The organism is Actinomadura sp. NPDC000600, assembly GCF_040492135.1.
Taxonomy (GTDB): Bacteria; Actinomycetota; Actinomycetes; order Streptosporangiales; family Streptosporangiaceae; genus Spirillospora.
Window position 1 is genome coordinate 1 of record NZ_JBEUPD010000055.1, and the last position, 19,812, is coordinate 19,812.

Annotated in this window: 18 protein-coding genes and 1 riboswitch; of the genes, 8 read left to right on the forward strand and 10 right to left on the reverse strand. The window is 75.1% G+C overall.

The genetic code is table 11. From position 1 onward, the window contains the following. Together ABWI07_RS41035 and ABWI07_RS41040 are read right to left on the reverse strand one after the other, a co-directional pair. Positions 1–209, reverse strand: a 209-nt coding sequence (locus tag ABWI07_RS41035; RefSeq protein WP_353821849.1) for a hypothetical protein, incomplete at its 3' end; no start/stop codon positions are given. 73 nt (positions 210–282) lie between these two features. Then, complete coding sequence (locus tag ABWI07_RS41040; protein ID WP_149258855.1) at positions 283–918, reverse strand: LysE family translocator; 636 nt, start codon at positions 916–918, stop codon at positions 283–285. Positions 919–1,011: 93 nt separating this feature from the next. Here ABWI07_RS41040 and ABWI07_RS41045 point away from each other — a divergent pair, with 93 nt between their 5' ends. The 3 genes from ABWI07_RS41045 to ABWI07_RS41055 all read left to right on the forward strand — a co-directional run bounded on the left by ABWI07_RS41045 (position 1,012) and on the right by ABWI07_RS41055 (position 5,558). Next, positions 1,012–2,352 (forward strand): aminotransferase-like domain-containing protein, encoded by a 1,341-nt coding sequence (locus ABWI07_RS41045; RefSeq protein WP_353821850.1) that lies wholly within the window; start codon positions 1,012–1,014, stop codon positions 2,350–2,352. Positions 2,353–2,444: 92 nt separating this feature from the next. Next, positions 2,445–4,037 carry an ATP-binding cassette domain-containing protein gene (locus tag ABWI07_RS41050; RefSeq protein ID WP_149258548.1) on the forward strand — a complete coding sequence of 531 codons (1,593 nt, stop codon included), beginning with the start codon at positions 2,445–2,447 and terminating at the stop codon, positions 4,035–4,037. 108 nt (positions 4,038–4,145) lie between these two features. Beyond that, positions 4,146–5,558, forward strand: a complete 1,413-nt coding sequence (locus ABWI07_RS41055) for an aminotransferase class V-fold PLP-dependent enzyme (RefSeq protein WP_353821851.1) — start codon at positions 4,146–4,148, stop codon at positions 5,556–5,558. Between the two features lie 7 nt (positions 5,559–5,565). On the opposite strand, the gene ABWI07_RS41060 is transcribed toward ABWI07_RS41055, so the two are convergent. From ABWI07_RS41060 to ABWI07_RS41070, 3 genes are all read right to left on the reverse strand, one after another. Next, entirely contained in the window at positions 5,566–8,064 is a 2,499-nt protein-coding gene (locus tag ABWI07_RS41060; protein WP_149258549.1) for a mannose-1-phosphate guanyltransferase, read from the reverse strand. Beyond that, on the reverse strand, positions 8,061–8,732 hold the full coding sequence (clsA, locus tag ABWI07_RS41065) for a cardiolipin synthase ClsA (protein ID WP_353821852.1): 672 nt from the start codon (positions 8,730–8,732) through the stop codon (positions 8,061–8,063). The genes ABWI07_RS41060 and clsA overlap by 4 nt, the downstream gene beginning before the upstream one ends. Before the next feature lie 135 nt (positions 8,733–8,867). Beyond that, positions 8,868–10,034 carry a sensor histidine kinase gene (locus ABWI07_RS41070; RefSeq protein WP_200841777.1) on the reverse strand — a complete coding sequence of 389 codons (1,167 nt, stop codon included), beginning with the start codon at positions 10,032–10,034 and terminating at the stop codon, positions 8,868–8,870. A gap of 135 nt (positions 10,035–10,169) precedes the next feature. On the opposite strand from ABWI07_RS41070, the gene ABWI07_RS41075 reads away from it, so the two are divergent. After that, entirely contained in the window at positions 10,170–11,204 is a 1,035-nt protein-coding gene (locus tag ABWI07_RS41075) for a hypothetical protein (protein ID WP_353821853.1), read from the forward strand. Between the two features lie 18 nt (positions 11,205–11,222). On the opposite strand, the gene tsaA is transcribed toward ABWI07_RS41075, so the two are convergent. Then, positions 11,223–11,627 (reverse strand): tRNA (N6-threonylcarbamoyladenosine(37)-N6)-methyltransferase TrmO, encoded by a 405-nt coding sequence (gene tsaA / locus ABWI07_RS41080; protein ID WP_149258551.1) that lies wholly within the window; start codon positions 11,625–11,627, stop codon positions 11,223–11,225. 90 nt (positions 11,628–11,717) lie between these two features. Then, positions 11,718–11,831: riboswitch (TPP riboswitch) on the forward strand. Here tsaA and thiC point away from each other — a divergent pair. Both thiC and ABWI07_RS41090 read left to right on the forward strand, forming a co-directional pair. Continuing rightward, positions 11,827–13,590, forward strand: coding sequence for a phosphomethylpyrimidine synthase ThiC (gene thiC, locus ABWI07_RS41085; protein WP_353821854.1), 1,764 nt, complete (start codon positions 11,827–11,829; stop codon positions 13,588–13,590). Its footprint overlaps the riboswitch before it by 5 nt. 203 nt (positions 13,591–13,793) lie before the next feature. Beyond that, the gene (locus ABWI07_RS41090; RefSeq protein ID WP_200841778.1) at positions 13,794–14,375 is read left to right on the forward strand and encodes a TetR/AcrR family transcriptional regulator; all 582 of its coding nucleotides are present in this window, start codon (positions 13,794–13,796) and stop codon (positions 14,373–14,375) included. 19 nt (positions 14,376–14,394) lie between these two features. Here ABWI07_RS41090 and ABWI07_RS41095 read toward each other — a convergent pair whose 3' ends face one another. Together ABWI07_RS41095 and ABWI07_RS41100 are read right to left on the reverse strand one after the other, a co-directional pair. Then, the gene (locus ABWI07_RS41095) at positions 14,395–15,231 is read right to left on the reverse strand and encodes a metallophosphoesterase family protein (protein ID WP_149258553.1); all 837 of its coding nucleotides are present in this window, start codon (positions 15,229–15,231) and stop codon (positions 14,395–14,397) included. Positions 15,232–15,257: 26 nt separating this feature from the next. Then, positions 15,258–15,824, reverse strand: a complete 567-nt coding sequence (locus ABWI07_RS41100; RefSeq protein WP_200841779.1) for an ArsR/SmtB family transcription factor — start codon at positions 15,822–15,824, stop codon at positions 15,258–15,260. A gap of 80 nt (positions 15,825–15,904) precedes the next feature. Here ABWI07_RS41100 and ABWI07_RS41105 point away from each other — a divergent pair, with 80 nt between their 5' ends. After that, entirely contained in the window at positions 15,905–17,350 is a 1,446-nt protein-coding gene (locus ABWI07_RS41105; protein WP_353821855.1) for an alpha/beta hydrolase family protein, read from the forward strand. 61 nt (positions 17,351–17,411) lie between these two features. On the opposite strand, the gene ABWI07_RS41110 is transcribed toward ABWI07_RS41105, so the two are convergent. Further along, the gene (locus tag ABWI07_RS41110) at positions 17,412–17,915 is read right to left on the reverse strand and encodes an anthrone oxygenase family protein (protein ID WP_149258554.1); all 504 of its coding nucleotides are present in this window, start codon (positions 17,913–17,915) and stop codon (positions 17,412–17,414) included. 18 nt (positions 17,916–17,933) lie between these two features. Continuing rightward, entirely contained in the window at positions 17,934–18,782 is an 849-nt protein-coding gene (locus ABWI07_RS41115; protein WP_149258555.1) for an NAD(P)H-binding protein, read from the reverse strand. Between the two features lie 82 nt (positions 18,783–18,864). Between ABWI07_RS41115 and ABWI07_RS41120 the strand changes: the two genes are divergently transcribed. Next, on the forward strand, positions 18,865–19,806 hold the full coding sequence (locus ABWI07_RS41120) for an AraC family transcriptional regulator (protein ID WP_149258556.1): 942 nt from the start codon (positions 18,865–18,867) through the stop codon (positions 19,804–19,806). The last annotated feature ends 6 nt before the right edge of the window (positions 19,807–19,812 follow it).

The window sequence follows — 19,812 nt, forward strand, 5'->3', positions numbered from 1 at the left end:
CGGAGCCGCCGCCGCGGCGGCGCGCTCCCGCCGGATGCGGCGCGGCGCGCCGCGGCCTCCGCGTACCCCGGGTCGAGGTGCTTGCCGGCGAACAGGTCGGCCAGCAGCGACATGGAGGCGTCGGGGCGCCGCCATCCGGGCGGCCCGCCCCGGTTCCGCGGCCGCTCGTCCGCGTCGCGGCCGCCGGGCGTGTCCTGTCGTGCGATCACCGGCCCATCATGGCAAGGACCTGCAAATCGGCGCCGGGCGCGTCGGCCTTGGCGGGGCGCGGCGTCCCCGGGGTCAGGCGGCGGCGGGGCGCAGGCCGATGTGGACGGCGAGGCCCGCCAGCACCGAGCCCATCACGTACCGCTGGGCGCGCCGCCAGCCGGGCCTGCGCGCGAGGAAGGCGGCGATGGAGCCGGCGCAGAGCACGATGAGGGCGTTGACCGTGACGGCGATCGTGACCTGGACGGCGCCGAGCAGCAGGATCTGGGCGGCGACGTTCCCGCGCGCGGGGTCGGCGAACTGCGGCAGCAGCGACACGTACAGGACGGCGATCTTGGGGTTGAGCAGGTTGGTGACCAGCCCCATGGCGAACAGCCGGCGCGGCGGGTCGGCGGGCAGGTCGGCGGGGGCGAACGCGGTCGTGCCGCCCGGCCGCAGCGCCTGCCACGCCAGCCAGAGCAGGTAGCAGGCCCCGCCGATCTTGATCGCCGCGTAGAGCGGCGGGACGAGCGCGAACACGGTGGTGAGCCCCGCGGTCGCGGCCGCGACGTAGACGAGGAAGCCCGCGGCGACGCCGCCGAGCGAGATCAGCCCGGCCCGGCGGCCCTGGGTCACCGACCGCGACACCAGATAGATCATGTTGGGCCCCGGGGTGAGGACGAGGCCGAGGGCGAAGAGGGCGATGGCCGCGACGGCCGCGTACGAGATCATTGCACTCCAGTCGGTCAAGGTGCTCCAAGGCTAGGAGTCGGAGTAATCTCAAAGCAATAAGAACATTGTGCTCGGTGCAATATGGGGTGGCGCATGGACGACTTCCGGCGGGTCGCGGACGAGCTGGCGGCCGACATCGCGGCGGGGCGGCTGCGCCCGGGCGAGCGGCTGCCGCCGCAGCGGGCCTTCGCCCGGCGCCGGGGCATCGCGGGCTCCACGGCGAACCGCGTGTACCGGGAGCTGGCCAGGCGCGGTCTCGTGGTCGGCGAGGTCGGGCGCGGGACCTTCGTCCGCGCGGGCGAGCGCCCGCCGGGGCCCGCGCTCGCCGAGCCGGCGGCCGCGCGCGTCGACCTGGAGCTGAACTATCCGGTGGTGCCCGAGCAGACCGCCCTGCTCGCCGCGGGGCTGGAGCGCCTGCGCCGCCCGGACGTCCTCGACGCCGCGCTCGGGCCCGCGGGCGTCGCGGGCACCGGCGCCGCCCGCGAGGCCGCGGCGGCGCTGCTCGCCACCCCCGGCTGGCGGCCCGCCCCGGACGGGGTCCTGTTCGCGGGGAACGGCCGGCAGGCCATCGCGGGGGCCGTGGCGGCGCTCGTGCCGGCGGGCGGCCGGCTCGGCGTCGAGGCCCTGACCTATCCGGTGATCAAGGGGATCGCGGCCAGGCTCGGGGTGACGCCGGTCCCGATCGCGATGGACGGGCACGGGCTGCGCCCGGACGCGCTCGCCGACGCCCATCGCGCCGCCCCCCTCGGCGCCGTCTACGTCCAGCCGACGCTGCACAACCCCTGCGGGACGACGATGCCGCCCGAGCGCCGCGCCGAGCTGGCCGGCGCGCTGGAACGGCTCGGCCTCCACGCCGTCGAGGACCGCATCTGGGCGTTCCTGCCCGGCGGCGGGCCCGAGCCGCTGGCGGCGCACGCGCCGCACCGCACCGTGCTGGTCGACAGCCTCTCCAAGCGCCTCGCCCCCGGCCTGAGCCTCGGCTTCGCCGTCCCGCCCGCCGCGCTCGCCGGGCGCGTCGCCGCCGCGCTGCGCTCCGGCGCCTGGGGTCCGGCGGGCTTCGCGCTGGAGGCGGCCGCGGGCTGGATCGCCGACGGGACGGTCGAGACGGTCACCCGCGCCAAGCGCGCCGACGCGGCGGCCCGCCAGCGCATCGCGGCGAGCCGACTGGAGGGCGCGGCCGTCCGGTCCGACCCCGCCTCGTACTTCTGCTGGTGGGAGCTGCCGCAGCGGTGGCGGGCGGAGACGTTCGTGGCGGCGGCGGCCCGGCGGGGGATCGCCGTCACCCCGGCCGCCGCCTTCGTCGTGGGCGGGGGCGCCGCCCCGCGCGCCGTCCGCTTCGGCCTGGCCTCCCCGCCGCCGGACGTCCTCGCGCGCGCTCTGGAGACCCTCGCCGGGATCGCCGCCGGGGACCCCGACGACGACGCCCCGGACTGACCGGAAACCGCCGCGGCCGGCGCGCTCCGGCGGCTGGACGCGCACCGGAAGATCGTTCATCGTCGGGGTGGGGCCGCCCGGCGGGAGGACAGATGATCGAGGTCCGCGAGGTGGGGCAGCGCGCGGCCGGGGGGCGGCGGACGCTGCGGGAGGTGTCGCTGTCGATCGGCGCCGGGGAGCTGGTGGCGATCATCGGCGGCAGCGGTGCGGGCAAGACCACCCTCCTGGACGCCATCGCGGGCGTCCGGCCGCCCGCCGAGGGCGAGGTCAGCTACGACGGCGGCGGGAGCGCTCCGGCCGCCGGCTCGCTCGGCTACGTCCCGCAGGACGACATCGTGCACCTGGAGATGCCGCTGCGGCGCACCCTGCGGTACGCGGCGGGGCTCAGGCTGCCCGCGGGGACGTCCCCGGAGCGGGCCGAGCGCGCCGTGGACGGCGTGCTGGAGGCGCTGGCGCTGACCGGCCGGGAGGGGCAGCGCGTCGGGTCGCTGAGCGGCGGTGAGCGCAAGCGGGCCAGCATCGCGGTCGAGCTGCTGACGCGGCCGCGCGTGTTCTTCCTGGACGAGCCCACCTCCGGGCTCGACCCGGCGGCCGCGGCCGACCTGATGCGGCTGCTGCGCGGGCTCGCGGACGCGGGGACGACGGTGGTGCTCACCACGCACCACCCGCCGGACGTCCTCGTGTGCGACCGGGTGGCCGTCCTCTCCCAGGACGGGCGGCTGGCGTTCTACGGCGGCCCGCGCGAGGCCCGTGAGCGGTTCCGGGCGGACCGGGTGGAGGACATCTACCTGCACCTGGCCGAGGGGGACGCGCACGACTGGGAGGGGCGGTTCGGCGCGTCCGCTCCGCCGGCGTCCGGGCCGGGGATCGGCCCGCTGCGGCAGTGGGCGCTGCTCACCCGCCGCAGCCTGGACCTGCTCACCCGCAACCGGCTCACCCTCGCCGTGCTGATCGGCTCCCCGCTCATGGTGCTGGCGATGTTCGCGGTCCTGTTCCGCCCGGGCGCGTTCGCGCCGGAGTCCCCCAGCCCCGGCGCGACGGTGATGATCCTGTTCTGGATCGCGTTCGGCGGGTTCTTCTTCGGCCTGACCTACGGGCTCCTGCAGATCTGCAACGAGCTGCCCGTGCTGCGGAGGGAGCGGCTCACCGGCCTGAGGGTCGGACCGTACGTGCTGGCGAAGGCCGCCGTCCTGCTGCCGCTGCTGGCCGCGGTGGACGCGCTGATGCTCGGCGTCCTGCGGGCCCTGGACAGGCTGCCCGCGATGGGGTGGGGCACCTACGGGGAGCTGTTCGTGACGCTGCTGCTGTGCTCGGTTGCGGCGCTGGCACTGGGTCTGCTCGTGTCGGCGTCGGTCACCGATCCGGCCCAGGCCACGATGGCCCTGCCGATGCTCTGCTTCCCGCAGGTGCTGTTCGTCGGCGCGATCCTGCCCGTCCCAGTGATGGCGGCGCCCGGACGATGGCTCAGTTGCGCCATGTCCAACCGCTGGGCGTTCGAGGGGCTCGGGCACAGCCTCGGGGTGGACGGGCTCTGGGCGACGGGCCGCTCGCCGCTGGGCCCGCCCCTTCTCGCCTCGTACGGCGACACCTTCTCGCGGCCGGTCGCCGTGGACTGGGCGGTGCTGGGCGGGTTCGCCGCGTTGTTCCTCGCGGGAGCCTGCCTGGTCCTCACCCGCAGGACATAGAAACCCTTCTCCGCGGGCCATTTAAGGCCACCCCCGCACCCTTGTATCCCCATTGGGGATTTTGGACCGTTTAGTGAGGAATGCGGCTTATGTAGGCGGGGGAGATTTGTGAGAATTTCATCCGGTTTCCGCGCCGAGCTCATGCCCGGCTACGCGGAGACGCGGCGGCTGGACGAGCTGCGGGCCGCCGAGTACGGCCACCTGGACGGGCACACGTACCTGGACTACACCGGCTCCGGCGTCGCCGCCGCCGCCCAGATCCGCGCGCACGCCGAGCGCCTCGCCGGGCGCTGCTACGGCAACCCGCACTCGGAGAACCCCACCTCCAGCGCCTCCACCGCGCTCGTCGAACGGGCGCGGCGGGCCGTCCTGGAGTTCTTCAACGCCTCCCCCGAGGAGTACGCGGTGGTGTTCACCCACAACGCCACCGGAGCGTGCCGCCTCGTCGGGGAGGCCTACCCGTTCGGGCGCGGCCGGCGGCTCGTCCTCACCGGCGACAACCACAACTCGGTGAACGGGATCAGGGAGTTCGCGAAGGCGCGCGGCGCCGAGGTCGCCCACGTGCCCGTCCGCGGGCCCGACCTGCGCGTCCGCGAGGCCGAGCTCGCCGCGGCGCTGCGCGGCGGCGGCGGGCTGCTGGCGTTCCCCGCGCAGAGCAACTTCAGCGGCGTCCAGCACCCGCTGGGCTGGGTCGACCTCGCCCACGCGCACGGCTGCGACGTGCTCCTGGACGCGGCCGCGTTCGCGCCCGCCAACCGCCTCGACCTGAGCCGGGTCCGGGCCGACTTCGTCCCCGTGAGCTGGTACAAGGTGTTCGGGTACCCGACCGGCGTGGGCGGCCTGGTCGCCCGCCGGGAGGCGCTGGCCCGGCTGCGCCGCCCCTGGTTCGCGGGCGGGACGATCCAGGCGGTCAGCGCGCTCGGCGGCTGGCACGTCCCCGCGCCCGACGAGACGGCGTTCGAGGACGGCACCCTGAACTTCCTGTCCATCCCGGACGTGGAGTTCGGCATCCACTGGATCGAGGACATCGGCATCGACCTCGTCCACCGCCGCGTCGGGTGCCTGACGGCGCTCCTTCTGCGCCGGCTCGCCGAGCTGCGCCACGCCGACGGCTCCCCCGTGATCCGGGTGTACGGGCCGGAGGACGGCGACCGGCGCGGCGGCACCGTCTCGTTCAACGTGCTCGACCGGCGCGGCGCGGTCGTGGACGAGCGGATCGTCGCCCGCGACACCGCCGCCGCCGGCATCTCGGTCCGCACGGGATGCTTCTGCAACCCCGGCGCCGGCGAGGCCGCCTTCGGCATCCCCGAGCCCGCCCTGCGGAGCGCCGCGCACCGGCGGACGCGGACCCTCGACGACTACCTCGACGTGCTCGGGCTGCCGAGCGGCGGCGCGGTCAGGGCGTCCCTCGGCCTCGTGTCCAACGCCGCCGACGTGGAGCGCCTCGCCGGGTTCCTCGGCGCCGCCTACGCCGACCGGGAGCCCGACCGGGCCGGGCTCAGGCCCCGCGAGCGCTGCTGAGGGCCGGTCAGGAGCCCGCGCTCTCGACGACGGCGGCCCAGTCGGCCAGGAGCGCCTGCGCGGCGTCGGCGTCCGGCCCCTCGGCCCACAGGTGCGTCACGGCCTCCGCCGGGTCGGGCAGGACGAGGACCCAGCGGCCGTCGCCCTCGACCACGCGGACGCCGTCGGTGGTGTCGATCGTCCGGCCCGCCGCCGCCTCCACGACATGGCGCATCACGCTGCCCTTGGCCGCCCACGGCGTCGGGACGGAGCGGCGCAGCAGGTGCGCGTCGGGGATGCGGCGGTCGATCTGCGACAGCGTCAGCCGCGTCCGCGCGACCAGCCCGACGAGCCGGACGAACGCCGCGATCCCGTCCACGGTGCCGCTGAACTCGGGCATCAGGAACCCGCCGCGCCCGTCCCCCGCGAAGACCACGCTCGGCTGCGCGGCCGCCTTGGTCAGCACGTCCTGGGACGTGGAGGTCCACTCGACCTGCACGCCGTGGAACCGGCACACCTGCTCGGCGACCCGCGTCGTCGTCACCGGCAGCGCCACCTTGCCGCCGCGCCGCTCGGCCGCGACCAGGTCCAGCATCACCAGCAGGGCCCGGTCGTCGCCGACCAGCTCGCCGTTCTCGTCCACCAGGGAGATCCGCTCCCCCACCGGGTCGAACCGGACGCCGAACGCGGCCCGCGACGACGACACCAGCTCGCCGAGCCGCTCGAGGTCGCGCATCCGCTCGGCGAGCGTCTCGGTCGGGTTGGCCTCGTCCAGGCCGGCGTTGCGGGTGAGGACCTCCACGCCGACCTTGCCGAGCAGGTTCGGCAGGACGAGCGAGGCCACCCCGCCCGCGCAGTCCAGGACGATCTTCAGCCCCGCCTCGCGGACGCCGCGGATGTCGACGCGGCGCAGCAGGTCGCGGGTGTAGGTCTCCACGACGCGCGGCGGGTAGGTCAGCTCGGCGATCTCGCCGGGGAACGCGCGGCGGTACTCCTGCCGGCCGAAGACGCGCTCCAGCTTGCGCTGCGCGCCCTGGGAGAGGTCGGCGCCGTCCGCGTCGAGGAACAGGATGTCGACGCCCTGCGGGTCGCCGAGGGTGGTGCGGATGTAGATGCCGCCGACGCTGTCCTCGCGGCCCGTCTCGAACCGGGCGACGGTCAGCGGCGTCGCCTCCAGGTCCTGGACGTTGATGGCGCTGGCGGTCAGCGCGCTGTTCACGGCGCGCTTCAGGGTGCGGGCCGCGCGGGAGACGTCCCGCCCGGTGACGACCGTCGAGCCCTTCTTCAGCGTCGTCGCGTAGGCGCTGGCGAGCCGGACCGCCAGCTCCGGGGTGATCTCGACGTTGACGAGGCCGGACACCCCGCGCGGCCCGAACAGGTTGCGCTGCCCCCGCGACTCCCAGATCACGCTGGTGTTGACGACGGCGCCGGCCTCGATGGTCTTGAACGGGTACACCTTCACGCCGCTGGACACGTACGCCTCGGCCTCGATGACGCACTCGTCCCCGATGACGGCGCCCTCCTCCACCCGGGCGCCCGCCATGATGTCGGTGTTCTTGCCGACGACGCAGCCGCGCAGGTTCGTGGACGGCGCCACGAACACGTTGTCGTGGACGATGGCGCGGTGCAGGAACGCGCCCTCCTTCACCACGACGTTGCTGCCGAGGACGGTGAACTCGCGCAACTCGACGCCCGCCTCGACCTTCGCGTAGTCACCGATGTAGAGCGGGCCCTTGAGGACGGCCTCGGCGTCCACCTCCGCGCCCTCGGCGACCCACACGCCCGGCGACACCTCGAAGCCGTCGAGGTCGATGCCGACCTGCCCGGACAGCATGTCCGCCTGGGCTTTGAGGTAGCTCTCGTGGGTGCCGACGTCCTCCCAGTAGCAGTCGGCCACGTACCCGAACAGGCGGGCGCCCTCGGCGAGGAGCTTCGGGAAGACGTCCCCGGACCAGTCGACCGGCTCGCCCTCCGCGACGTGCTCCAGGACCTCGGGCTCCATCACGTAGATGCCGGTGTTGACGGTGTCGGAGAACACCTGGCCCCAGGTGGGCTTCTCCAGGAACCGCTGCACGCGGCCCTCGTCGTCCACGATGATGATCCCGAACTCCAGGGGGTTCGGGACGCGCTTCAGGCCGATGGTGACGAGGGCGTCGTTCTCCTCGTGGAACCGCACCATGTCGGTCAGGTCGATGTCGGTGAGCGCGTCCCCGGAGATCACCAGGAAGCGGTCGTCGCGCAGCGCCTCCTCGGCGTTCTTGACGCTGCCCGCGGTGCCGAGCGGCACCTCCTCGGTCGCGTAGCTCAGCGCCATGCCGAGCTCCTCGCCGTCGCCGAAGTAGTTGCGGATCAGCGCGGCCAGGAACTGCACGGTGACGACGGTCTCGCTGAACCCGTGCTTCTTCAGCAGCCGCAGCACGTGCTCCATGATCGGCCGGTTGACGAGCGGCAGCAGCGGTTTGGGCTGGTTGGCGGTCATCGGACGCAGCCGCGTCCCCTCGCCTCCCGCCATCACGACGGCCTTCATCGGGGGGTCTCAGCTCCCTTCTGGTCACCGGCGGGCGGTCCCGCGCCCGGACCGTCCGCCTCGGGCGGGGCGCCCGGGGGCGGCGCTCCGCGGCCGGCCAGCACCAGTTGCCGCGTCTGCGCCCAGTACAGGACGGCCGCCCACCAGTACAGGCCCGTGCCCCAGCCGGCGAAGGCCCACCCGATGACCCTCGCCGCGGTGGCCGCGCCCCCGTCGTGGTCGCCGAGCAGCAGCAGCGGGAAGGAGTACAGCAGGCACATCGTCGCCGCCTTGCCGATGAAGTGGACCGGCAGCGTGGGGCCGTAGCCGAGCCGCCGCATGATCGGCGCGATCGGCAGGATCGACACCTCGCGGGCGACGAGCACCAGCACCAGCCACAGCGGGATGATGTCGCGGATGGTGAGCCCGACGAGCGTGGCCAGGATGTAGAGGCGGTCGGCGGCCGGGTCGAGCACGGTGCCGAGCCTGCTCGTCTGGTTCAGCGCGCGTGCGAGCTTCCCGTCCAGCCAGTCCGACAGGCCCGCGAACACCAGCAGGCCGAGCGCCCACCAGTCCGCCTCGGCCAGCACGAGCCACAGGAACAGCGGGACGCCCAGGAGCCGGGCGAGGCTCAGGATGTTGGGCACCGTGAAGATCCGGTCCTGCGGGGCCTCCTGCAAAGTGCTCACCGACCCGTTCGCCTCCCCTGGTCCCCTTGATCCTGACCCTATCCGTAAGGGGTGGAAAGCCCCCCGGCGGCGTCCGGGTCGGAGTCGGGAGGGTCCCGGCGAACGTGCGCTACCGGATTCCCGCCGGGGCTCGCGTCACGCCCGGTGCGGCGCCGCGGCGTCCGCGAGCGGCAGGACGGCCGTGACGACGAACCCGCCGGACTCGCCCGGCCCCGCGTCCAACGTCCCGCCTACGCTGCGCGCCCTCTCGATCATGCCGAGGATCCCGAAGCCCTCGGGCGGGGCGCCGGACGGGCCCCTGCCGTCGTCCGCGACCCGGACGACGAGCCCCGCGCCGTCCCGCTCCAGGCTCACCGTCGCGCGCTTCGCGGCGGCGTGCTTGACAACGTTGGTCAGGGCCTCCTGGACGATACGGTACGCCGCGACGCCCGTCTCCGGCGGCAGCGTCCCGACGTCCCCGTCCCGGAGGTCGACGTCCACGCCGCCGCCGCGCGCCGCGCGCACGAGGTCGCCGATTCCGTGCGGGCCCGGCAGCGTCGAGGGGGCGCCCACGTCCGTGCCGCGCAGGACCTGGAGGGTGCCGCGCAGCTCGGTCCTGGCGTCCCGGCAGGTCGAGGCGATGGACGCGAGCGCGTCGGCCAGCTCGTCCCGGTCGAGGGGCCGGTCCCCGCGCACGAGGTGGGCCGCCGCGCCGGCCTGGACGCCGATGAGGGTGATGCTGTGCGCGAGGAGGTCGTGCAGGTCGCGGGCGATCCGCAGGCGCTCCTCGGCGACCCGCCGCCGCGCCTCCTCCTCCCGCGTCCGCTCGGCGCGCTCGGCCCGCTCGGTGATCGTCGCGAGCCGCGCGCGGTGCACCCGCCGCACCTGGACGGCGATCACGACCGACACCACGGCCTCGATGACCGCGATCTGCTCGCGCAGCGAGCCGCCGCCCGCCCGCATCGCCATGCCGACCACGCACACGGCGAGCAGGGACGCCGCGACGCCGAGCACGACCCGCACCCTGCGCCCGAGCACCGCGTAGGCGAACAGGGCGACGACCTCGGCCGGCACCAGCGCGTGGTGCTGGTACTGGGCGAGGTGGTAGGGCAGTACCAGGACCACCAGCGCCGCCAGGCCCGAGGCCGGCCGGCGCCGGATCACCGCGAGCGGCACGTGCGCCGCCACCAGCAGGAGCGCGCCCGGGGCGTCCAGCTCCCGGACGCCCGGCCACAGCACCGCCGCCGCGGTCGCGGCCACCGCCAGCACCGCCGCCGCCGAAGCGTCCTTCACCGTCGCGTCGACCCGGGGCACCGTCAGCACGCGATCATTCTCCCCCACGTGCGCGCGACCCGCGCAGCGGTCCTCGCCCGCGCGGACGATCTTTCGCGCCGGGCCCCGTGCGGCGCCGCGGGGCCGCCCTATAGTTCTGCAAACCCCGTCACGAAGGGCCGACAGTTGTCCGTCCCCCCGCCCGCCGTCCCCCCGCCCGGACTACGGATCACGCTCGGCGCGCGAGCGTACCGCCGGCCGCTCGGCCTCCTGCTCGCCGCGCTCGCGGTCGGCGCCGCCGCCCTGCCGGCGGCCCGCTCCGGCCTCGGGTCCTGGGAGCCGGAGAGTGCCCGCGGGGCCCTGCTGCTGTGCGGCGGCGGCTGCCTTCTGGCCTCCCTCGCCGCCGTCCTCTGGGCCGTCCGCCTCCACCTGACCCGCCTCGTCGTCACCATCGACGCGGAGGGTGTGGTTCTCCGCCGAAGCGGGCCGGAGGCGCGCGTCCCGGCCGGAGCGGTGGACGCGGTGGGGATCAGGTGGCCGGTAAGCGACCCCGTGTGGACGCTCTGGCTCGACCCGGAGCGGGCGCCGGGCGTCGAGGCCGTCGCCCCGGTGGACGGGAAGGCGGTCGCCCTGCTCAGGGACCGGACGCTCCCCTCCGGATGGCTCCAAGCCGTGCGGACCGCGACCGCCGAGACCCTCGGCGCGGCCTGGCGCGTCGTCGACGACGAGGGCGAGGAGGTCCCGCCGCCCGCGGCCGGCGCCCTGGCCCGTGCCCCGCAGATCGCCGTGGACGGCAGGGGCCGGTACCGCGACCGGGACGGCGGCGCGGTCCTCGCCGTGGCCTGCCGGCGGCGCGGCCGGAGGACCGTCGTGCTGCGCGACCCCCACGCCGCCGCGCTGCTGGTGGTCCGGGGCCCCTCCCGGTTGCCGGGCCGCGACCGCGTGCGCGTCCTCGACCCCGCCGGGCGCACCCTCGGGTTCCTGCGCGGCCCGCGCGAGCCGTCCTTCCACACCGCCGGCGGGATGCTCCTCGGCAGCACGCGCGAGACCGGCGGCGGCCTCGTCGTCACCGGCATCGACGGCCGGCGCTCGGCCGCGCTGGGCACCGGCGGCGAGGGCGACCGAGACGAGGTCCGGCTGGAGCGGTCGCCGTCCGCCCCGGACCCGCTCCGCACCCTGGCCCTCGCGCTGCCGGTCGCGTTCCGCCCGGGCCGCCGCTAGCCGGGCGGCCGGAGCCGGTCAGATGACGGGCTTGACGTCCAGGATGGGCGTCCCGTCCACGGCCTCCATGTCGCGGACGCGCAGCCGCCGCCCGCTGACCTGGAGGATCTCGACCGGATGCAGGCCGACCGGATTCGGCCGGTCCGGCGAGCGGGTCGCGAACACGCCGGTCTCGGGGTTGGCCGGGTCGTTGCGCGGCCGCGTCCGCAGGACCTCGCGCGACGCCTGGTGCAGCCAGGTGAGCACGATGATCCGGTCGCCGGGGCGGAGCCCGTCGAGGGCGGCGCGGTAGGCCGGTTCGAAGACCAGCCAGGCCTCGGGGGCGCCTTCGGTGCCCTGCTTCGGCGCCGCCGCGCGGTCGGTGAGCGGCGAGGAGACGTGCCCGACCGGTGTGAGCGTGACTTCCCTGTCGACGTGGGACATGCCGCGATCTTCCCAGAGGCTCCGCGCGGGCGCGTTCTACCCCGCGGACGGCGGTTGCGGCAACGGGGGCGGCGCGGGTTAACGTCGGGGACGACAGATCGCGGGGGTCCGGCGAACCGGGCTGAGATAGCGGCTGGGACGGCCGCTGACCGCATGAACCTGACCGGGTAATGCCGGCGTAGGGAGAGATCGAGTCGTCATGACCGAACCTGTGGTTCCAGCTGCCCGCAAGACCTACCTCCAGGGCTCGCGCCCGGAGCTCCGGGTCCCGATGCGGGAGGTGGCGCTGACCAACGGCGACGTCGTCGTCCTGTACGACACGTCCGGGCCGTACACCGACCCCGACCAGCGGACCGACGTGCGCCGCGGGCTGCCGCCGCTGCGGGAGGCCTGGATCGCCGAGCGCGGCGACACCGCCCCGTACGAGGGGCGGGCGGCGCGCCCCGAGGACGACGGGCGCCGGCCGTCGCCCACCGCCTTCCCCGGGGGCGCGGGAGGCCTCCCGCAGGCCGACGGCGAGGGCTCCCTGCCCCGGCGGCCGCGGCGCGGCACCGGCGGCGCGGTGACCCAGCGGGCCTACGCGCGGCGCGGGGAGATCACGCCGGAGATGGAGTTCGCCGCGCTGCGCGAGGGCGTGGCCCCGGAGGCCGTCCGGGACGCGCTGGCGGCGGGGCGCGCGGTGCTGCCCGCCAACGTCAACCATCCCGAGATCGAGCCGATGGTCATCGGACGCGACTTCCTGGTCAAGGTCAACGCGAACATCGGCAACTCGGCGGTCGCGTCCTCGATCGAGGACGAGGTCGAGAAGATGACGTGGGCCACCCGCTGGGGCGCCGACACGATCATGGACCTGTCGACGGGGCGGGACATCCACACCACGCGTGAGTGGATCCTGCGCAACTCGCCCGTGCCGGTGGGGACCGTCCCGCTGTACCAGGCGGTGGAGAAGGTCGGCGGCGACCCGGCGGAGCTCACCTACGAGGTGTTCCGCGACACCGTGATCGAGCAGGCGGAGCAGGGCGTGGACTACATGACCGTCCACGCCGGGGTGCTGCTGTCGTACGTCCCGCTGACGGCGCGGCGCAAGACGGGGATCGTGTCCCGGGGCGGGTCGATCATGGCGGCCTGGTGCCTGGCGCACCACGAGGAGAACTTCCTCTACACCCACTTCGAGGAGCTGTGCGAGATCTTCGCCGCCTACGACGTGACCTGGTCGCTCGGGGACGGCCTGCGCCCGGGCTCCATAGCGGACGCCAACGACGAGGCCCAGTTCGCCGAGCTGCGCACCCAGGGCGAGCTGACGCGGATCGCCGCGCGGTTCGGCACCCAGGTGATGAACGAGGGCCCCGGGCACGTCCCCATGCACAAGATCAAGGAGAACGTGGACCTGCAGCAGGAGTGGTGCGACGGGGCGCCGTTCTACACCCTCGGGCCGCTGACCACCGACATCGCGCCCGGCTACGACCACATCACCTCCGCGATCGGGGCCGCGATGATCGGCTGGCACGGCACCGCGATGCTCTGCTACGTCACGCCGAAGGAGCACCTCGGGCTGCCGGACCGCGACGACGTCAAGGCCGGCGTGATCGCCTACAAGATCGCCGCGCACGCCGCGGACCTCGCCAAGGGCCACCCGGGCGCGCGGGCGTGGGACGACGCGCTGTCGGAGGCGCGGTTCGACTTCCGCTGGGAGGACCAGTTCGAGCTGTCCCTCGACCCCGGCACCGCGCGGGCCTTCCATGACGCGACGCTCCCGGCCGCGCCGGCGAAGACCGCGCACTTCTGCTCGATGTGCGGCCCGCACTTCTGCTCCATGAAGATCACGCGGGACGTGCGGCGGTACGCGGCCGATCGCGGCCTGGGCGACGAGGAGGCCCTCGCCGCCGGGATGCGGGAGAAGGCCGAGGAGTTCAAGGCCTCCGGCGGCCGCCTGCACCTCCCGGTCTCACCCGCCGGGAGCTGACCGGCCGGAGGGCCGGAGGGGCGCCGCCCGGGGCGCCGACGGGCCCGCCGCGCACCGTGCGCGGCGGGCCCTGGCAGGTCAGGGCGCATCCCGGCGCGGGGGCGCGGCGGCGGCGCGGCTAGGATCGAAGGACCGTTCCAAAGCCGCGGATCCCTCCGATAGCCGCAGGCCCGCTCCACCCGCCGGAAGGATCGACGACCCAGGTGACCAGCGACGACACGCCGAAGGCGCGTGCGGTGCGCGCGGACGTGCGGCGCAACCGCGCGCGGCTGCTCGCCGCGGCGCGGGAGACCTTCCAGAGCCGGGGCGCGGGCGCCTCCCTGGAGGGCGTCGCGCGGCTCGCGGGCGTCGGCATCGGAACGCTCTACCGCCACTTCCCCACCCGGCAGGACCTCCTGGAGGCCCTGCTCGCCGACGTCTACGACGGGCTGGCGGCCGCCGCGCGCGACCTGCTGGACTCCCCCTCCCCCGGCGAGGCGCTGCTGGCCTGGCTGCGGACGTTCGTCTCGGAGGTCACGGCGTTCCCGGGGATGGCGGCCTCGGCGGTGGTGTCGCTGCGCGACCCCCGGCTGGAGGACTCGGGCTCCCGCACGGCGATGTTCGAGGCGGGCGCGGCGCTGCTCGCCCGCGCGCAGCGCGCCGGGGACGCGCCCGCGGACGCCGCGTTCGGCGACGTGCTGGGGCTCGCGGGCGCGATCGCGACGGTCGCCGAGAGGGACCCCGGCGCCGCCGGCCGGATGCTGTCGCTCGCCGCCGCCGGAGTGGTGCCGGGCGGCGCGCGCTAGGACCGGCCGATCGCGGCGGTCAGGACGTCTCCGGGTCGGGCAGGACGCGGCGGGGACCGCGCGGGGCGTCGGCCCGCCGCCGCCACTCGCGCGGATAGCCGACCGACACCTCGATGTGCGGGACGCCGTCGGTCCAGATCGTCCGGGGGATGTGCAGGTGCCCGTACACGACGGAGACCGCCCCGAACCGGCTGTGCCAGTCCGCGGTCCGCTCGGTGCCGCACCACTGGGCGAACTCGGGGTACCACAGGACGCGGGTGGGTTCGCGGACGAGCGGCCAGTGGTTGACCAGGACGGTCCTCGTCCCCGGCTCCAGGGCGGACAGGCGCCGCTCGGTGTAGTCGATCCTGGCGTCGCACCAGGCGTCCCGGCCGGGATGCGGATCGGGGTGCAGGTAGACCTCGTCGGTGCACACGACGCCCGCCTCGTGCGCGACCTTGAGGGCCTCCTCCTTGGTGGACGTCCCGTCCGGTCGGAACGTGTAGTCGTACAGGATGAACAGCGGCGCGACCGTGACGGCGCCGTCAGGTCCGTCCCAGACGGGGTAGGGGTCCTCGGGGGTCAGCACGCCGAGGCCGCGGCACATGTCGACGAGCCGGCGGTAGCGGGCCTCGCCGCGCAGCTGCACGGGATCGCCCTTGACGGTCCACAGCTCGTGGTTGCCGGGGACCCAGAGCACGGTGGCGAAGCGTCCGGCGAGGGTGCGGAGCGTCCACTCGACGTCGGCGAAGCGCTCGCCGACGTCGCCCGCCACGATCAGCCAGTCGTCCTCGGACGCGGGCCGCAGCCCCTCGACGAACGCGCGGTTCTCCGGGAACCCCACGTGCAGGTCGCTGATCGCGTAGACGCCGCCCATTCAGCGATCGTAAGCCCCGCCGCGCCTCAGTCGCCGTCGGCGGGGAGGGTGAACAGGCGGATGTGGACGGGGCGGGCGCCCGGCGGCGCGTCCTCCCGGCTGTGCGCGTGCTCGTGCAGCAGGCGGATATAGGCCTCGAAGAACTCGGCCAGGCCCTCCTCGGTCATGTGGGCGAAACCCCGCGACATCCGCGCCCAGGCCTGGTCCCGCTCGTAGGCGGCGGGGAGCCCGGCGAACAGCTCCATGTCCTCGGCGTGGCCGACCCGCATCAACTCGGCCAGGACCGGCCTGTCCTCGGGCGGGAGGGAGCCGGGGTGGGGCGCGCGGATGTCGCGGAGCCCCTCGGTCCGGCGCCACCAGCGCTCCCGGCCGCCCGAACGCTCCGGGATCTCCTCGATGAACCCGTGCTTCTCCAACTGGCGCAGGTGGTAGCTGGTCGTGCCGGTGTTGGCGCCGAGCGCCTCGCCGATCGTCGTGGACGTCGCGGGGCCGTGCACCTGCAGCCGGTGCAGGATCCGGCGCCGCAGCGGGTGGCTCAGCGCCTTCATGCGCCCCGGGTCGTCCAGGACGACGGGCTCCTCCTCGTCCTTCATGGGGAGAAGCCTAGTACCGCAGACGTATATTTGCAGAGAAGTCTTTGCAGAGGTTTCTCTGTAGTTCTAGGGTCGCCGCCATGAGAACCGCGATGACCCTCCTCCTGGCGCTGCTGCTCGGCGCCTTCTGGGCCGCGCCCGCCCGGGCCGGCGCCGGCGGCGGCCCGGGCCGGATCCCCGCACCGCCCGGCCTGACCTCGACGGACGTGGCCTTCACGGGCGCGGGCGGGCTGACCCTGTACGGCACGGTCCTCGCCCCGGCGGTGAAGGGGCCGCCCCGTCCCGGCGTCGTGCTCGTCACCGGGTCCGGCGCCGGGGTGCCGCGCGAGCACCTGCTCACCGAGGCGACGGAGTTCGCGCGGCGCGGCCTCGCCGTGCTGATCTACGACAAGAGGTCGGCGGGGTACACCGCACTGCGCCGCGACTACTCCGAGCTCGCCGAGGACGCGCTCGGCGGGCTGCGGGCCCTGCGCGCCCGCCCCGGCGTCGACCCCAGGAAGGTCGGCCTGTGGGGGCTCAGCGAGGGCGGCTGGGTCGCGCCGCTCGCCGCGTCCCGCTCGGCCGAGGCGGCCTTCGTGATCGTCGTCGGCGGCAACGCCATGACGCCGATCCGCCAGCAGACCTGGAACGAGGTCTCCGACCTGCGCAGGGTCGGCGTCTCGGGGTCGCTGATCGACCGCGGCAAGCCGGCCCTGGCCCGGCTCGCCGGCGACGCCGGCGTGTTCGCCGAGGCCTACTTCGACGCGCCGGCCGTGCTGGCGCGCGTGCGGCAGCCCCTGCTCGGCGTCTGGGGCGAGCACGACCTGCAGACCCCGCCCGAGGACAATCCGCCGCTGTTCGCGAAGGCCCTGAGGCGGGGCGGCAACGACCACTGCACCTTCCGGTTCTTCGCCGGAGCCGACCACGCCGCGCACCTGACCCCGGACGGCGGGATCACCCGCGGCCCCGAACTCGCACCCGGCTACGCCGACCTCGTCGGCGCCTGGGTGCGCGACGTCACGAGCGGCAAGCCCCCCGCGGCCGACACGGCGACGCCGCCTGGTGGGGCGGCGACCCCGCCCCACCAGGCGCACGCCAGCACCGAGGTGCCCCCGCTGGCGTGGTGGGAGTCGCGGTGGGTGCACCTGGCGGCGGCCGTGCTCTTCCTCGTGGGATTCCTCGCCTACCCGCTGGCCGCGCTCGTGCGCAGGCTGCGCGGGCGGAGGGTGCGGCCGGTGAGCCGCTGGGCCCGGCTGCTCGCCGGGGCCGGACTCGTCGCCGCCTTCGGCCCGGTCGTCTACCTCCTGTCCCTCGTCGCGGGCAGCGATCCGAGCCCCGGTCCCGTCCTCGGCGGCAGGCCGCTGCCGTGGCTGGTCCTCCAGGGGCTCGCCGCGGCGACGGTCGTGGCGGCGGCCGGAACGACGCTGGCGTGGCGCCGGACGGGGGCGGCCGTCCCCCGCGGCGAGCGCGTGCGGCTCGGGCTGCTGCTGGCCGCCGGCGCGGTCTTCGTCCCGTGGGGCGTCCACTGGGGCGTGCTGCTCCCGTGAGCGCGGCTCGGGGCCCGTGCTCCGGGAAGGGAGCACGGGCCCTCGGCGCCGCCGGCCCGGGTCAGCCGTCCTTGCCCCAGACGTAGACGGCCAGGCTCATCGCGAGGAGGCTCGCCCAGCTGAACACGGCCCGGACGGTGTTCCACGCCGTCCAGCGGCCGGAGTAGTCCGACCAGATCCTCGCCGCCCCGGACGCGTCCTTCGGGATCGTGACGCCGTCCAGGTCGTTGTTCATCGGGATGTTCACCGCGAAGCTCGGAAGGAGCGCGCCCACGAAGTACAGTCCGGCCGCGGCGAAGAAGAGCAGGGCCGCCGACTTCTGGTCCATGGTGAGCAGCAGCACTCCCGCCGCCGCCGCCAGGACGGGCACCAGGAGGAACATCGCCACGAAGACCGGGTTCTGGATCCGCTGGTTGATGCCCTGCATGGCGTCGACGGCCGACGCGGGGCGGGCCGCGTTCAGACCGGGCATCACCCCGGTGGAGAAGCCGAAGAACGTTCCGGCCATCCCGGCCGCCATGATGATGGAAAGGGTCGCGGAGACGCCCGCGAGAGACGATTTCATGATGGTCAGGTCCTCGGGTCAGTGGTTCCAGATGCCGCTGGCGGCGGCGTCGCGCGCGTACTCGGAGAAGTCCCGCGGCTTGCGGCCGAGGGCCCGCTCGACGCCGTCGGCGGGCCGGGCGTTGCGGCCGTCCAGCACGGTGGTGAACAGGTAGGTCAGGAGGGCGATGACGTCCTCGGGCACGCCGTGCTCCCGGAGGGCCGCCGCGTGGTCGTCCGCGCCGACGGGGACGAAGGCGATCCCGCGCCCGGCGGCGCGGCCGATCTCGGCGACCGCCTCGGCGAACGTGAGCGCCCGCGGGCCGGTCACCTCGTAGACCTCGCCGGCGTGCCCGTCCCGGGTGAGCGCCTCGACGGCCACGTCCGCGATGTCGTCGGCGTCCACGAACGGCTCGGGCACGTCGCCCGCCGGGAGGACCACCTCGCCCGCCCGCACGGGGTCGAGCAGGTAGTCCTCGCTGAAGTTCTGCGCGAACCAGCTCGACCGCACGACCGTCCACCGCAGGCCCGACGCCGCCACGATCCGCTCGCACTCCCGCGCCTCGGGCTCGCCACGCCCCGACAGCAGGACCACGCGCCGCACGCCCGCGTCCGCCGCCGCGGCGGTGAACGCGCGGATGGCGTCGGGGGCGCCGGGCACGGCCAGGTCGGGGTAGTAGGAGAGGTAGACGTTCTCGACGTTCCGCAGGACGGGCGCCCAGGTCGACTCGTCCTCCCAGTCGAAGGGCGGCGAGGCCGACCGCGAGCCCATCCGGACCGGGACGTCCCGCGCCTCCAGCCGCTCGACGACGCGGCGGCCGGTCTTGCCGGTCCCGCCGAGGACGAGGGTGAGGCCGCTTTCGATGATGTCCGCTGCGCTGTTCGTCATGCCTTCGAGTCAACTGCCGGGCGGTTCCGGCCACCATCGTCGAGACGCTCGCCCCCATACGCGAGCGTCTACGCTGGCCCCCATGGACGCCCTGGCCGAACTCCTCGACGGTCCGCGCGCGCGGGGAGCGTTCATGCTGCGCTCCACCCTCGCCCGGCCCTGGTCGCTCCGGATCCAGGACGAAGCGCCCCTGACCCTTCTCTCCATGGTCAGGGACGAGGCGTGGCTGATACCCGACGAGGGCGAACCGCAGCGCGTCGGCCCCGGCGACATGGCCGTCTTCCGCGGCCCGGACCCCTACACCGTCAGCGACGACCCCGCGACCGCGCCGCAGGTCGTCATCCATCCCGGGCAGCGCTGCACCACCCCGGACGGGACGAGCCTCTCGGAGGCGATGGACCTCGGCGTCCGCGCCTGGGGCAACGACCCCGGCGGCTCGGCGGTCATGCTGATCGGCACCTACCAGATGCGCGGCGCCGTCACCCAGCGGCTGCTGGCCGCGCTGCCCCCGGTGGCGGTCGTCCGCGGCGACACCTGGAAGTCGCCGCTCGTCGCCGTGCTGCAGGAGGAGATCGGCAAGGACGAGCCCGGCCAGGACGTCGTCCTCGACCGGCTCCTCGACCTGCTGCTCATCGCGACGCTGCGCGCCTGGTTCTCCCGCCCGGACTCGGCCGCGCCCGGCTGGTACCGGGCCCACGGCGACCCGGTCGTCGGCCCCGCGCTCCGGCTCCTGCACGACGACCTGGCGCACCCGTGGACGGTCGCGGACCTCGCGGCCGGGGTCGGGGCGTCCCGCGCGGCGCTCGCGCAGCGGTTCGCGAAGCTGGTCGGCGAGCCGCCCATGGCCTACCTCACCGGCGTCCGCCTCGCGCAGGCCGCCGACCTCCTGCGCGAGACGGACGCGACGCTGGAGGCGGTGGCCCGCCGGGTCGGCTACGGCACCGCGTTCGCGCTGAGCACGGCGTTCAAGCGCGAGCACGGCGTCAGCCCGCAGGAGTACCGCGCCGGGGCGGCGGCCGGCTGACCCGCC